Source organism: Massilia pinisoli (genome assembly GCF_024753285.1).
Classification (GTDB): Bacteria; Pseudomonadota; Gammaproteobacteria; order Burkholderiales; family Burkholderiaceae_D; genus Telluria; species Telluria pinisoli.
The window spans coordinates 174,867-187,974 of record NZ_JANUGW010000004.1 but is presented as its reverse complement, the minus strand read 5'-3'; the positions used below and the strand labels follow the sequence as shown (position 1 = coordinate 187,974).

General features: G+C 65.9%; 12 protein-coding genes. 10 read left to right on the top strand and 2 right to left on the bottom strand.

Annotated elements, in window-relative coordinates:
* Positions 1-36: 36 nt before the first annotated feature.
* Both NX784_RS07185 and greB read right to left on the bottom strand, forming a co-directional pair.
* A complete protein-coding gene (locus NX784_RS07185) occupies positions 37-612 on the bottom strand; it encodes a biliverdin-producing heme oxygenase (protein ID WP_258815976.1) in 576 nt (191 codons plus the stop codon).
* Positions 613-683: 71 nt separating this feature from the next.
* On the bottom strand, positions 684-1,250 hold the full coding sequence (gene greB, locus NX784_RS07180; protein WP_258815975.1) for a transcription elongation factor GreB: 567 nt from the start codon (positions 1,248-1,250) through the stop codon (positions 684-686).
* 81 nt (positions 1,251-1,331) lie between these two features.
* Between greB and NX784_RS07175 the strand changes: the two genes are divergently transcribed.
* The 10 genes from NX784_RS07175 to NX784_RS07130 all read left to right on the top strand — a co-directional run bounded on the left by NX784_RS07175 (position 1,332) and on the right by NX784_RS07130 (position 13,085).
* Positions 1,332-1,928: a hypothetical protein gene (locus NX784_RS07175; RefSeq protein ID WP_258815974.1), complete on the top strand. Its 597-nt coding sequence runs from the start codon at positions 1,332-1,334 to the stop codon at positions 1,926-1,928.
* Positions 1,929-1,944: 16 nt separating this feature from the next.
* The gene (locus NX784_RS07170; RefSeq protein ID WP_258815973.1) at positions 1,945-3,441 is read left to right on the top strand and encodes a PAS domain-containing sensor histidine kinase; all 1,497 of its coding nucleotides are present in this window, start codon (positions 1,945-1,947) and stop codon (positions 3,439-3,441) included.
* Entirely contained in the window at positions 3,438-4,085 is a 648-nt protein-coding gene (locus NX784_RS07165; protein WP_258815972.1) for a response regulator, read from the top strand. The genes NX784_RS07170 and NX784_RS07165 overlap by 4 nt, the downstream gene beginning before the upstream one ends.
* A 121-nt stretch (positions 4,086-4,206) precedes the next feature.
* Positions 4,207-5,787: a GGDEF domain-containing protein gene (locus tag NX784_RS07160; protein ID WP_258815971.1), complete on the top strand. Its 1,581-nt coding sequence runs from the start codon at positions 4,207-4,209 to the stop codon at positions 5,785-5,787.
* Positions 5,788-6,071: 284 nt separating this feature from the next.
* A complete protein-coding gene (gene fliB / locus NX784_RS07155; protein WP_258815970.1) occupies positions 6,072-7,307 on the top strand; it encodes a flagellin lysine-N-methylase in 1,236 nt (411 codons plus the stop codon).
* Between the two features lie 196 nt (positions 7,308-7,503).
* On the top strand, positions 7,504-8,970 hold the full coding sequence (locus NX784_RS07150) for a flagellin N-terminal helical domain-containing protein (RefSeq protein WP_258815969.1): 1,467 nt from the start codon (positions 7,504-7,506) through the stop codon (positions 8,968-8,970).
* Positions 8,971-9,058: 88 nt separating this feature from the next.
* Positions 9,059-9,406, top strand: a complete 348-nt coding sequence (locus tag NX784_RS07145) for a flagellar protein FlaG (RefSeq protein ID WP_258815968.1) — start codon at positions 9,059-9,061, stop codon at positions 9,404-9,406.
* 185 nt (positions 9,407-9,591) lie between these two features.
* Entirely contained in the window at positions 9,592-12,261 is a 2,670-nt protein-coding gene (gene fliD, locus NX784_RS07140) for a flagellar filament capping protein FliD (RefSeq protein ID WP_258815967.1), read from the top strand.
* 29 nt (positions 12,262-12,290) lie between these two features.
* Complete coding sequence (fliS, locus tag NX784_RS07135) at positions 12,291-12,746, top strand: flagellar export chaperone FliS (RefSeq protein ID WP_258815966.1); 456 nt, start codon at positions 12,291-12,293, stop codon at positions 12,744-12,746.
* 15 nt (positions 12,747-12,761) lie between these two features.
* Entirely contained in the window at positions 12,762-13,085 is a 324-nt protein-coding gene (locus NX784_RS07130; RefSeq protein ID WP_258815965.1) for a flagellar protein FliT, read from the top strand.
* Positions 13,086-13,108: the final 23 nt, after the last annotated feature.

The following is a 13,108-nucleotide window of genomic DNA, read 5'->3' as shown; positions in this document are numbered from 1 at the left end:
GGCGATCGATCCGGATGACGCCGGCGCCCGAAAAACTCAAACTCTTTGGTGCAATTCAAGGATACGGTCGAATGCCGCGCATGCACCGGCGCACGCGTCCGCGATCTCGGCCGGCGTACGCACGCCGGCGCGCAGCGCCTGCATGAAGGCGCGCCAGCGCGGGCCGGGGCCGCCGGCGTCGCCTCTCAGGTAGCGCAGCGGGTGCGGCGCCAGCCGGTCGCGCAGGCGGCCGTACAGCACGGCGCCGCCCAGTTGCGACCCTTCGATCACGTAGTGCACGCCCCAGCGGTAGGCGGCGCTCGCCGACGCGGGCCAGGTGGGGCCGGCCGGCATGGCCGCAAATGTGTATCCCGCATCCGCGAGGTCGGCGTCGATCTGCGCCAGGCGCGCCGCGTGGTCGAATTGCGGTCCGTCCGCGTAACCGGCCAGCCACGCGTCCAGCGGCGCGAGCCACGCACGCAGCAGGGCCAGGTGGGCGGTGTAGTCGTGCAGGGAGGCGTCGGGGGCGCCGATCGGCAGGTCGGCGTCGAGCGCCGCGTGGCGGCTGGCGGTGGCTGCGCGCAGGGCGGCCAGCGGATCGGCTTCGGACGCAACGTCGGTGGAGCGGTTCATGGGATGCGGGAAGCTGAAACCGCCATCTTAGCAGGCGCGCCGGCAACGGGCCGCGCGCCCCGGCCACGGCATCAGTCGGCAGCCGGTGCCGGATACTCGACGCTCAGGATTTCCAGTTCGTCATTGCCTTGCGGCGTGTGCAGCGCGACGACGTCGCCTTCGCGCGCCTTGGTCAGCGCGCGCGCCACCGGAGAGACCCAGCTGATTTTGCCCTTCAGCGGGTCGAGCTCGTCGATGCCGACGATGGTGACGGTATGTTCCTCGCCCGCCTTGTTGACGTAGCCGACCGTGGCACCGAAGAACACCTGATCGTTGCCATAGTGGACGGACGGGTCGACGATGAACGCGGAATCGAGGCGCTTGGTGAGGAAGCGGATGCGCCGGTCGATCTCGCGCAGGCGGCGCTTGCCGTAGATGTAGTCGCCGTTCTCCGAGCGGTCGCCGTTCGACGCGGCCCAGTGGACGATGCGCACGACTTCCGGCCGGTCGACGTCGATCAGCTGCAGCAGCTCGTCCTTGATGGCCCTGTGCCCGGCCGGCGTGATGTAGTTCTTGGACCCGGCCGGAATCGCCCGGGCAAGCGCCAGGGCCTCGTCATCGTCGTCGTTGTCCGACTCTTTTACAAATGCCTTGTTCATGCGGCTATTGTAGCGCCTTCGACAACACGCGCGCGCATGACCGGGACCGGTGCCGCGCCCGATTTCCCGTATCATGAGGCCATGACACGAGCCCTGCCACGCAGCCGGATGTTCGCGCCGCTGGTGTACCTGGCGGCCGTCGTGCTGCTCGTCGAGGAATGGTGCTGGGATGCCGGCATGCGCCTCGCGCGCGCCCTCGCGCGCTGGCCCGCGCTGGCGGCATTGGAAGTCCGCGTGCGCCTGCTGCCGCCGTACGGCGCCCTGTGCGCGTTCGTGCTGCCCGGCCTGCTGCTGTTGCCCGTCAAGGTGCTGGCCCTCATCGCCATTGCCCACGGCCACGCGCTGTCCGGCATCGCGACCATCGTCGTCGCGAAGGTCGGCGGTGCGGCCATCGTGGCCCGGCTGTACGTGCTGACGTTGCCGACGTTGCTGGCCGTCGGCTGGTTCGCACGCTGCCACGGCTGGTTCATGGCGGCCAAGACCCGCTGCCTCGATTACCTGCGATCAAGCCACGCCTACCACCTCACCGGACGCGCGCTGCGGGCGTTGCGCGTGGGCTTCAAACGCCTGCTGCGCCGGCTGCGGCCCCGCCCGGCCGGCACGGACGGTCGCCATGCCAGCCGCACCGCGCGCGTGCTGCGCCGCTTCGTGGTCCAGTGGCGTGCCCGCCGGCGCTAACCGGTAAACTGTCACCATGAGCCCAGACACGCCCCACTCCCCTGCCGATGCCGCGCACGCGCCCATCCTTGCGCCCGCGATGCAGGCGTCGACGACCGAGATCTACCTGTTCGACGCCGACACGCTGCGTCTCGTCGACGTCAACCAGGCGGCGCGCCGCAACCTCGGCCATGAACTCAAGACGCTGTGCGGCATGACCCCGCTCGACCTGGCGCCCCAGCTCGACCAGGCCGAGCTGCGTGCACTCATCGATTCGCTGGGACAGGAGATCGGCGACCAGGTCAGCCTGCGCACGCGCCATCGCCGCGTCGACGGCAGCACGTATCCGATCCGCCTGTGCTTCCTGCGCATCGTGCGCGACGGCCGCTCGCTGATCCTCGCCATCGGCGACGACCTGTCGCTGGAACTGGCGGCCGGCGTCGCGCTCGAGCAATACCAGGCGCGCTTCAACGCCGTCGTCAACCACACGCCCGGCCTCGTCTACCAGTTCGTGCTGCATGCGGACGGCACGATGGCGTATCCCTACCTGAGCGAAGGCTGCATGGCGCTGCTGGGCCTGTCGGTGTCGGAACTTCAACAGGATCCGGACCGTTTCGTGAAGCTGATCCTTCCCGAGGACCGCAAGGGCTACCAGGACGCGATGGCCGCATCGAAGGCGGCGCTGGCCGCGTGGAACTGGGAAGGCCGGATCTGCGTGGAGGCGTGGAACGACGTCAAGTGGATCAGCCTGCGCGCGACGCCGCTGCCGCTGGATGGCGGCGGCATGCAGTGGGACGGCATCATGACCAACGTCACCGCGAGCAAGCTGGAGCAGGAGGAGACGCGCCGTTCGCGCGCCCGGCTGGCCGAGCTGACGAACCACATCCAGCAGGTCAAGGAACAGGAGCGGGCCCGCATCGCGCGCGAGATCCACGACGACCTGGGCGGCAATCTCACGGCGATCAAGATGGCGCTCGCGATGCTCGCCGCGCGCCTGCCCGACGACCCCGCGTTGCGCGACAAGGCGGATTACCTCGACGACCTCGTCGACCGCACGATCGACGCTGTGCACCGCATCTCGCTCGACCTGCGCCCCAGCACGCTCGACCTGGGGCTCGTCGCGGCGCTCGAGTGGCAGGCGCGCGAGTTCGAGAAGCAGATGGGCATCGCCTGCGTGTTCCGCTGCGCCGACCGGGACATCGAGCTCGATCCGGATCGGGCGGCCGCGCTGTTCCGCATCGTGCAGGAAGCGCTGACGAATATCGCGAAGCACGCGGGCGCCACGCGCGTGACGGTGAGCCTGCGCCGCCAGCGCCAGCACCTGGCGCTCAGCATCTGCGATAATGGCCGCGGCATCACGCCCGCCGACCGCCTCAAGCCCCAATCGTTCGGCCTGCGCGGCATGAGCGAACGCGCCCGCGCACTGGGCGGCACGCTCAGCCTGGCGCAGGCACCGGGAGGCGGCACGATGGTCGTCGTCAAGATCAGGCTGGCCGCCCCCGCGGCCGGACGCAGCGAAACCACCCGAGCATGACAGAAAAAGCCAGCATCCGCGTATTTATTGCAGACGATCACGCCATCGTGCGTGAAGGCCTGAAACAGATCCTCGCCGAACAGGGCGACATCGTCGTCGCGGGCGAAGCCGAGACCGGCCTCGACGCCATCAAGCTGTTCCGCAAGTCCCGCTGCAACGTGGTGCTGCTCGACATCTCCCTGCCCGACCGCAACGGCATCGAAGTCCTGAAGCAGATCAAGAGCGAGAAGCCGGAACTGGCCGTGCTGATGCTGTCCATGCACCGCGAGGACCAGTACGCGATCCGCGCGCTGAAGGCGGGCGCCGCCGGTTATCTCACCAAGCAGAGCGCACCGAAGGAACTCGTCAACGCGATCCGCCAGGTGGCGAGCGGCCAGCGCTATGTCAGCGCGCAGCTCGCGCAGGTGCTGGCCGCCCAGCTCGGCGAGAACCACGACGCGCCCGTGCACGAATCGCTGTCCGACCGCGAATACCAGACCCTCACCCTGATTGCCTCCGGCAAGACCGTCAGCGAGATCGCGCGCGAACTCTCGCTGTCCGTGAAGACCGTCAGCGAATACCGCTCGCGCCTGCTGGCCAAGATGAAACTGAAGACCAGTGCCGAACTCACGCACTACGCCATCCGCAACCAGCTGATTGACTGATTCACCCGTCGTCAATACAGTCTGTACATATGCGTGGTAATTCCGCGTTTAATCAGCGATTTGATTTTCTGACAGCGGCTTACTATGGCGACAATAAGAATTCCATATTGCAACGTCCAAAATGTCCAGCTCAAATCGCCCGCCGGGGGATCCCGGCCTCAACCCTGCCGACATCGCACGCGAAGCGTTCCGCCGCCTCGCCACGCGGCGCGTCGCGCCGACGCCCGACGCCTACCGCGAGATCTATAACGAGATCGCCGGCACCGAGGCGCTGCCGCCGCCCGCTCCGGCGTCCGACCCCGGCCCGGAACACGTGCTGTCCGGCTTCGCGCACAAGCTGGCCGACACGCCCGGCGAGCTGGCCGAATTCGGTGTCCGCTTCAACCGCGCCGTCAAGCAGCGCGACTGGGACGGTTATGCGCGCACGCTGTCGCAACTGGCCGAGAAACACTTGCGCCGCCATACGCACCCCGCCCTCTCGCTGGGTGCCGAGGACGGCGACGCGAAGCTGCTGCGCGACCTGCTCAGCCGCACGCTGACGTTCGCCGTCGCGTCGCTGCTGTCGGGCACGCCGACGCTGTCCAGGGAAGCGGAGTCGCTGGGCGCCGCCGTCAAGATCGCGCACAGCGAGGACGCGCTGCAGGAGATCGCGACCCGGCTGAAGGACTTGTGCTACCAGATCGAACTGAAGAGCGGCGACACGGCCGAGCAGCAGGAGCTGCTGTTGCGCCTCTTTAAACTGCTGCTGGAAAACGTGTCGGAACTGCTGGACGACGACAGCTGGATGCGCGGCCAGATCGCCGCCGTGCAGGACCTGATTTCGGGCCCCCTCGACCACCGCGCGCTGGAAGACGCCACGCGCAGCCTGAAGGACGTCATCTACAAGCAGGGCCAGCTGAAGCACGGCATCGCGGACGTCAAGGCGACCGTCAAGAACATGATGATGACGTTCATCGACCGCCTCGGTTCGGTGGCGGCGTCGACCGGCGACTTCCACGAAAAGATCGGCGGCTTTTCCGAGCGCATCCGCCACGCGGGCAATATCGAGGAACTGAACGTCGTGCTGGAAGAAGTGCTGCGCGAAACGAAGCTCGTGCAGGCCGAGGCGATGGCATCGCGCGACCGCATGCTGGCCGCGCACCAGGAAGTGCAGGAAGCGGAAGCGCGCATCCGCGACCTGGAAGCGAAGCTGCAGCATATGAGCGAGCTGGTGCGTGAAGACCAGTTGACGGGCAGCCTCAACCGTCGCGGCCTGGACGACGTGTTCGAACGCGAGAGCGCCCGCGCCGACCGCCGCGGCACGCCGCTGTGCGTCGCGCTGCTCGACCTGGACAATTTCAAGAAGCTCAACGATACCTATGGCCACTTGGCCGGCGACAACGCCCTGCGCCACCTGGTGAAGGTCGTGCGCGACACGCTGCGCTCGATGGACGTGATCGCCCGCTTCGGCGGCGAGGAATTCCTCATCGTGTTGCCGGAGACGAATGTCGAGGCGGCCTCCGCCGCCATGGTCCGGGTACAGCGCGAATTGACGAAGCATTTCTTCCTGCACGAAAACGAGAAGATGCTCATCACGTTCTCGTGCGGCGTGGCGCTGCGCCGTCCGAACGAGGACCAGGCCAGCCTGATGGCGCGGGCGGACCGGGCCATGTACGAGGCGAAGCACAACGGCAAGAACCAGGTGGTGGTCGCGCGGGACTGACGCGCTGTCCGCGACTCACGCACACGCCGGCCATCGAGCCGGCTTTCCCCTTTCACGCAACCCCTGCAGGGCGCGGTGCCGCTCAACCGCGCCCGTAGCCATTGCGCTTGCGGTTGCACGGTCACGCATCGCAGACACCGCGCCGTGGCCGAAAGACTGCACCGTAATCCCCCGCTTTATCGACGATTTGATTTCCTGGCGTCCGCTTACCATGGCACCAATAAGATTCCGTATTGCAACGGCCGTGCGGAAGCTAGACCCATGACGCCACTTCAGGATCCGACATGTCCAATTTGCATCCCACGAAAACCCTGTCCGCGCTGGTGCCTCGCTACGTGACGCGCTTCGCCTGCGTCGGCGCCGCCTGCGAAGACAATTGCTGCTCCGGCTGGCTCGTCACGCTCGACAAGAAGACCTTCAACGCCTATCGCAACTCGACCCATCCGGAGTTGAAGCCAATCTTCATCAAGCATGTCAAACGCTCGCGTGCGACCAACAGTGATCTGCACTACGGCAAGATCACGCCCGAACCGGGCAGCCAGAGCTGCTCGGCCCTGTGCGAGGGGCTTTGCGCCATCCAGAAGCACCTCGACGCGAGCCATCTGTCGAACACGTGCTTCACGTATCCGCGCCAGACCCGCCGCTTTCGCGGCCAGCACGAACAGGCGTTGATGCTGTCGTGCCCGGAGGCGGCACGACAGGCGCTGCTGCACGCGGACGCCTTCGATTTCGTTGAAGAAAAGGTCACGGCACGGCAGGACGACATGGTCGACGGCGCGTCCGCATTCGGCATGACCAGCGCCGCAATGAACGAAGTGCGCATCTTCTGCCTGCAACTGATGCGCACGACCGACCTGGCGCTGTGGCAGCGGCTGGCGATCCTGGGCGTATTCTGCGAGCGCCTGAACGTCACGCTGGCAAACGCGCAACACGCCGCCGTACCCGCCCTGCTGCGCGATTTCGCCGCCCTGATCGAACAGGGCGGCATCGTGGACGCGCTGCGCGACCTGCGCCCGAACCACGAAGCGCAGGCGATGGTGTTCTCGACCCTGCTGGCCGACCGCGGTTTCTCGACCACGTCGAAGATGCAGGCCGACCAGGTACGCATGATCGGCGCCAACCTCGGCGCCGACGACAGCGGCCAGACGACCGCCGAGTCCCTCGTCGCGGCGTACACGCGGGGACTGGAACGCCTGGGCCAGGCGCTGGAACAAGCTCCGCACCTACTCGAGAACTACGTCCTGAACGAAATGTTCCTGAATTTGTTCCCGTTTTACGGCATCAACCCGTTCGACGCCTATCTGCAACTGGTGGCGCGTTTCGGCCTGTTGCGCCTGATCCTGGCCGCACAGTGCAACAACGATGGCGACCTGCCGGACGCGAATGCCCTCGTCAATGCCGTGCACGTCTATTGCCGCCGCTTCCAGCACCAAACCGCGTTCGCGCAACGCGTCAACGGCGCGCTGCATGCCAGCGGGTGGGCCAGCTTGGACAAGCTGTACGGATTTTTGCGTAGCTGAAAGAACAACACGGCGTGCGGAAAAACGAGTGGCCGGCAGAAAAGCAAAAAAAATCGCACAAAGGCCTAAACTTTTTCCGTACGGCACCGTTACCTGATTCAACGACGGTTTGAATGTCACAGAACAGCGCGACAGACCAAAGTGAAATGCGCGGCACGTCGCCGCACCCACGTAAGACCAAGTCTGGAGAGACAAAATGTCCTCGGTAATCAATACTAACATCGCATCCCTGAACGCCCAACGTAACCTGAGCACGTCGCAGACGTCGCTGCAGACCTCGATCCAGCGTCTGTCGTCGGGCCTGCGCATCAACAGCGCAAAAGACGACGCCGCCGGCCTCGCGATCTCGGACCGCATGACGTCGCAGATCAACGGCATGACCCAGGCAACGCGTAACGCGAACGACGGCGTGTCGATGGCCCAAACGGCCGAGGGCGCGCTCTCGAGCTCGGGCGACATCCTGCAGCGTATCCGTCAGCTGGCTGTCCAGTCGTCGAACGCATCGAACACGTCGAGCGACCGCCAAGCCCTGCAAACTGAAGTCACGCAGCTGGGTTCGGAACTGAACCGCATCGCGCAAACCACGTCGTTCAACGGCCAGAACCTGATGGACGGCTCGATGGGCACCGCCACGTTCCAGGTCGGTGCCAATGCCGGCCAGACCATCCAGGCAACCGGCGCCAACTTCCAGACGAACGTCTACGGCAACAACGAAATGGCTTCTGACCAAGTCGCCGTGGGTGCAGCCACCAAGATCGTGACCAAGGCAAACGCGCTGACGATCAACGGTTCGGTCGGCACCGCCAAGATCAGCACGACCGCTGGCGACACCGCCCAGACGATCGCTGCGAACATCAACGCCGCCACCGGCAGCACGGGTGTCACGGCCTCGGCCAGCACCTCCGCCAGCCTGTCGCTCGGCGCGAACGAGTCGTACCAGTTCACGATGAAGTCGAACAACAGCACGGCGGTGACGATCTCGTTCTCGACCGGCGCGACCGTCGGCAATGCGTCGGACTTCGCCAGCGGCATTGCCGCGATCAACGCGCAGACGGCCAACACCGGCGTCACCGCCGAGTACGACAAGGCGAACAACTCCATCAAGCTGACCAATTCGACCGGTAACGACATCAATCTGGCGAATACGAATGCCGCAGGCAACACGACGTTCAACGTCGACAGCTACAAGGCAAACGGCAGCCTGGTGGGCGCCTATGACATGAAAGCGGCCGCCGCGACGGCCGTCGTCAACGGCAACGTCACGCTCGACTCGGCCAACAGCTTCTCGATGACCGATGCCGGTAGCGGCCTTGCCCTGTCGGCCGGCGGCACCAGCTCGAAGCTGCAGTCCGTCGCATCGATCGACATCTCCAGCTACTCGGGCGCGCAGACCGCGATCAAGGTCGCCGACGCCGCCCTGGCAGCCGTCAACAACCAGCGTGCGCAGTATGGTGCTCTGCAGAACCGCTTCAGCAGCACGATCTCGAACCTGGCAAGCTCGACCGAGAACCTGTCGGCATCGCGCAGCCGCATTACCGATACCGACTTCGCCGCAGAAACCGCGAACATGACCCGTTCGCAGATCCTGCAACAGGCTGGTACCTCGATGCTGGCCCAGGCGAACTCGCTGCCGAACGGCGTCCTGTCGCTGCTGCGCGGCTAATACTCGAGCCCGTAGCACTTCGATCGCCGTCGTGCAACGCCTCGGCCGGACATTGTTCCGGCCGGGGCTTTTTCTGTTAGGGATTCTCATGAACATCCAGCCCTTCGCTTCTCCGGTCGTCCCAAAACTCGACGACCGCACGGTTGCCGCCACCGATGCCGTTGCAGGCGCCAGGACACAAGCCGATCCGGCCGCGAAGACCGCCACGCCCACGCGCGAGGAAGTCGACACCGCCGTCAAGAAATTGAACGAGTCGCTGCCCGGCTCGTCGCAAATGCTGCAATTCTCCGTCGACCACGACAGCCACGAGATCGTCGTCAAGCTGATCGACCAGAACACCCAGGAAGTCGTGCGCCAGATCCCGTCGGTCGAGGCACTGCAGATCGCTAAGTCGATCGACAAGATGCAGGGCCTGCTGATTCGGCAGAAGGCCTGAGCCCCGGCCACGCCGTTTCCGAACACCATGACGCTGCCTTCTCCAGGCCGGCGTAACGGGTCGCGCCATGCCGCGCCCACCCCTGTCCGTACGCTGCGGCAAAAATAGCGCATATTTCCTGCTCTCAAGTACGCATTGCTTCTGCCGATAATCACTTACATTAGTGGCTCAACAGGAGAATCGTGATGGGCATCAGTACCCCCGGCCTCGGGTCCGGTCTCGACGTCAGCGGCCTCGTCGGCAAGCTGATGGCGGCCGAGTCGATACCGCTGCAATCGTATGACACCAAAACCGGTGTGCTGCAGGGCCGGATCGCGTCCTATGGCCAGCTGAGCGGTGCGATCGGCGCCTTCCAGGGGGCGCTCGCGTCGCTGAGCAAGAGCTCGACGTTCCAGGCACTGACCGCCACACCGAGCAACAGCGACGTCCTCGACGCCAAGACCACGAGCACGGCCGTCCCCGGCAATTACCAGGTCAACGTGCGCCAGCTGGCGCAGGCCCAAAGCTTGAACACGGCCGGCCAGGCCAGCACGACCGCCACCATCGGCACGGGTGCGGCGGCCACGATCAGTTTCCAGTTCGGCAGCGTCGGCGGCGGCAGCTTCGGCGTCAAGGGCACGTCGGTTCCGCTCACGACCACGACGGGCGGCATCGCGAAAGGCGCGCTGTCCATCAACGGCACGACGATCGCCACCGATGGCACGACCAAGAGCGGCCTGGACCTCGCGAACGCCATCAACTCGCAGACCAGCACAACGGGCGTCAGCGCCACCGTCGGCGCGACCACGACCTCTGCCACCCTGTTCGGCAACGGCACGACGTCCAGCTTCGGCAACATCGACACGGGCGCGGGCGGCACCTACGCGCTGACCGTCGGCGGCGTGCAGATCGCGTCCCAGGGCGCGGGCGTCGCCGCGGGCGCGGGCGTGACGGCCGCGTCGATCGATGCCACGCTGGCCGGCAACAATGCGACCACGCAGGCCCTGGCCGCGGCCGGCATCACCGTCAGCGGCACGGCCGCGGGCGGCAACCTGCAATTCACCGCGGCAAACGGCGCGAACATCAACGTCTCCGAAGCCGTGACCGGCACCGTCACGGGCGGCATGGGTAACAACGGCACGGCCAACGGCGGCTCCACCACGACGGCCACGGCCGCCGTCAGCCTCGTGTCGACGGCCGGCAGCCCGATCACGGTCGGCGGTTCCAATCCGGCGGCGGCGGGCCTGACGGCCGGCACCGGCGGCAGCTATCTCAACGCCGGTTTCACGCTGGACGGTACGCAATCGCTCGGCACCGTCAACATCGCCGCCGGCAGCACGACCCTCACGGGCATCCGCGACGCGATCAACAATGCCAATATGGGCGTGAGCGCGAGCATCGTGTCGGACGGCAGCAACAATCCCTACCACCTCGTGCTGACGTCGAGCAAGACCGGCGCCAACGCCAACATGAAGATCACGGTGAGCGGCGCCGGCGGCGCCGCTGCCGACCCCGCGCTGGCCAACCTGTTGAACTACGACCCGGCCGGCGCACAGAACTTGCAACAGACGGCTGCGGCCCAGGATACGCTGCTGACCGTCAACGGCATCGCGATCCAGAGCCACCAGACCGACGTCAGCGGCGCGATCGACGGCGTCACGCTCAGCGCGAAGCAGACGGGCACGTCGACGCTCAACGTCACGCGCGACACGAAGTCGGTGACGGATGCGATCAACGGCTTCGTCAAGGCCTACAATTCGCTGAACACGACCATCTCGAGCCTGACCAGCTACGACCCTGCGACCCAGAAGGCGGGTGCACTGCAGGGCGACTTCACGGTGCGCAGCATCCGTACCCAGCTGCGCGCCCAGCTCGACCAGGCCGTGCAAGGCCAGGACGGCATCACCACACTCAGCCAGATCGGCGTCACGTTCCAGAAGGATGGTTCGCTGGCCGTCGATTCGACCAAGCTGAACACGGCGATGACGAGCAATTTCAACAGCATCGCCGGCCTGTTCGCCGCCGTGGGCGAAGCCACCGACAGCCTCGTCACGGTCGCGGATTCCACCACCAAGACGCAGGCCGGCAACTACGAGCTCAACATCACGCAGATGGCGACGCAGGCCACGCTCGCCAGCACGGGCGTCCTGGCCGGCACGACGACGATCGCGGCCAACACCACGTGGTCCGTCACGCTGAACCAGACCGACCCGGCCACTGCGAGCAAGGTGCAGAACGTCTCGATCCCGGCCGGCAACTACAGCCCCACCGACCTGGCCGCGCTGCTGAGCTCCTCGATCAACGGCAATTCCAGTTTCACGGGATCGGGCGACAAGGTGGCCGCGTCGGTCGATTCGACGGGCCATCTCGTGCTGTCGTCCACGAAGTGGGGCGCCGGCTCGAACCTGACCGTGTCCAGCGTGACCGGCAGTGCGGTGTCCGACGTGTTCGGCGGCGCCACGGCCACGACCGGCGTGGACGTGGCCGGCACCATCGGCGGCGTCAAGGCCACCGGCAACGGCCAGACCCTGACCGGCGCGGCCGGCTCCGCGACCGAAGGCCTGAAGCTGACCATCAACGGCGGCAACACGGGCGCGCGCGGCACCATCAATTTTTCGCAGGGCTATGCCGTCCAGCTGACGAGCCTGGCCGCGGGGTTCATCGGCACGAACGGCGTGATCACGTCCCGGACGAGCGGCTTGAACGATTCGATCAAGTCGCTCAACGACCAGAAGGCCTCATTCCAGACCCATCTGGACGCGATGCAAAAAATGTACACCGCGCAATTTAACGCACTCGACAGCCTGGTGGCGTCGATGCAGTCGACGCAGAGCTACCTGACCCAGCAGCTCGCCGCGATCGCCGCCAACAAATAATCGTATCCAGATTAATTGGAGAGAATCACATGTTTGGAACCATGAAACGAGGCGTCAACGCCTACGCCAATGTCGATCTCGAGACCGGCATTGCCTCCGCCTCCCCGCACAAACTGATCGTGATGCTGTACGACGGCGCGCTCGTCGCGCTGCGCACGGCCAGGGCCAATATGGCCGCAAACAATATCCCGGCCAAGGGCGTCGCCATTTCGAAGGCCATCACGATCATCGACAACGGCCTGCGCGTCTCCCTCGACAAGGATGCGGGCGGCACGATCGCGGAGAACCTCGACGCGCTGTACGACTACATGAGCCGCCGCCTGTTCCAGGCCAACTTGCAGAACGACGTCGCCATCGTCGACGAAGTGCACGGCCTGCTGGCCGACCTGCGCGAAGCGTGGGCGGCGATCGGCGACAAGGTCCAGCACGCGCCTGCAGCGGCAACCGCGACCATGCCGAAAACCCCGTCCCTGGTGGGTGCGTAAATGGGAAGCGCGACCATGATGACCAATTCGGAAATCGCGTCCCTGTACGAAGCGATGGTCGGCATCACCGACCAGATGCTGGCCGCCGCGACCGCCAGCGACTGGGATCGCCTGGTCCAGCTCGAGCACCAGTGCGCCGCGTGCGTGCGCCAGCTGAAGGACAGCGGCGATACCCCGCTGGCCGGCCAGGAACGCGTGCGCAAGGTGAACGCCATCCGCAAGATGCTCGATGCCGACCGCCAGATCCGCGACCTGACGCAGCCGTGGATGGTGAAGCTGCAAGCCATGATCAGCAACAAGACCGTCGAACGCCGCGTCGCGCGCGCCTACGGCATCTGACGGGCATCCCCGCCCCGACTGAA

What these genes read in the sequence shown, in the direction of transcription:
- NX784_RS07185 (WP_258815976.1), bottom strand. Translation starts at nt 612, where the DNA reads ATGAACCGCTCCACCGACGTTGCGTCCGAAGCCGATCCGCTGGCCGCC.
- greB (WP_258815975.1), bottom strand. Translation starts at nt 1,250, where the DNA reads ATGAACAAGGCATTTGTAAAAGAGTCGGACAACGACGACGATGACGAG.
- NX784_RS07175 (WP_258815974.1), top strand. Translation starts at nt 1,332, where the DNA reads ATGACACGAGCCCTGCCACGCAGCCGGATGTTCGCGCCGCTGGTGTAC.
- NX784_RS07170 (WP_258815973.1), top strand. Translation starts at nt 1,945, where the DNA reads ATGAGCCCAGACACGCCCCACTCCCCTGCCGATGCCGCGCACGCGCCC.
- NX784_RS07165 (WP_258815972.1), top strand. Translation starts at nt 3,438, where the DNA reads ATGACAGAAAAAGCCAGCATCCGCGTATTTATTGCAGACGATCACGCC.
- NX784_RS07160 (WP_258815971.1), top strand. Translation starts at nt 4,207, where the DNA reads ATGTCCAGCTCAAATCGCCCGCCGGGGGATCCCGGCCTCAACCCTGCC.
- fliB (WP_258815970.1), top strand. Translation starts at nt 6,072, where the DNA reads ATGTCCAATTTGCATCCCACGAAAACCCTGTCCGCGCTGGTGCCTCGC.
- NX784_RS07150 (WP_258815969.1), top strand. Translation starts at nt 7,504, where the DNA reads ATGTCCTCGGTAATCAATACTAACATCGCATCCCTGAACGCCCAACGT.
- NX784_RS07145 (WP_258815968.1), top strand. Translation starts at nt 9,059, where the DNA reads ATGAACATCCAGCCCTTCGCTTCTCCGGTCGTCCCAAAACTCGACGAC.
- fliD (WP_258815967.1), top strand. Translation starts at nt 9,592, where the DNA reads ATGGGCATCAGTACCCCCGGCCTCGGGTCCGGTCTCGACGTCAGCGGC.
- fliS (WP_258815966.1), top strand. Translation starts at nt 12,291, where the DNA reads ATGTTTGGAACCATGAAACGAGGCGTCAACGCCTACGCCAATGTCGAT.
- NX784_RS07130 (WP_258815965.1), top strand. Translation starts at nt 12,762, where the DNA reads ATGATGACCAATTCGGAAATCGCGTCCCTGTACGAAGCGATGGTCGGC.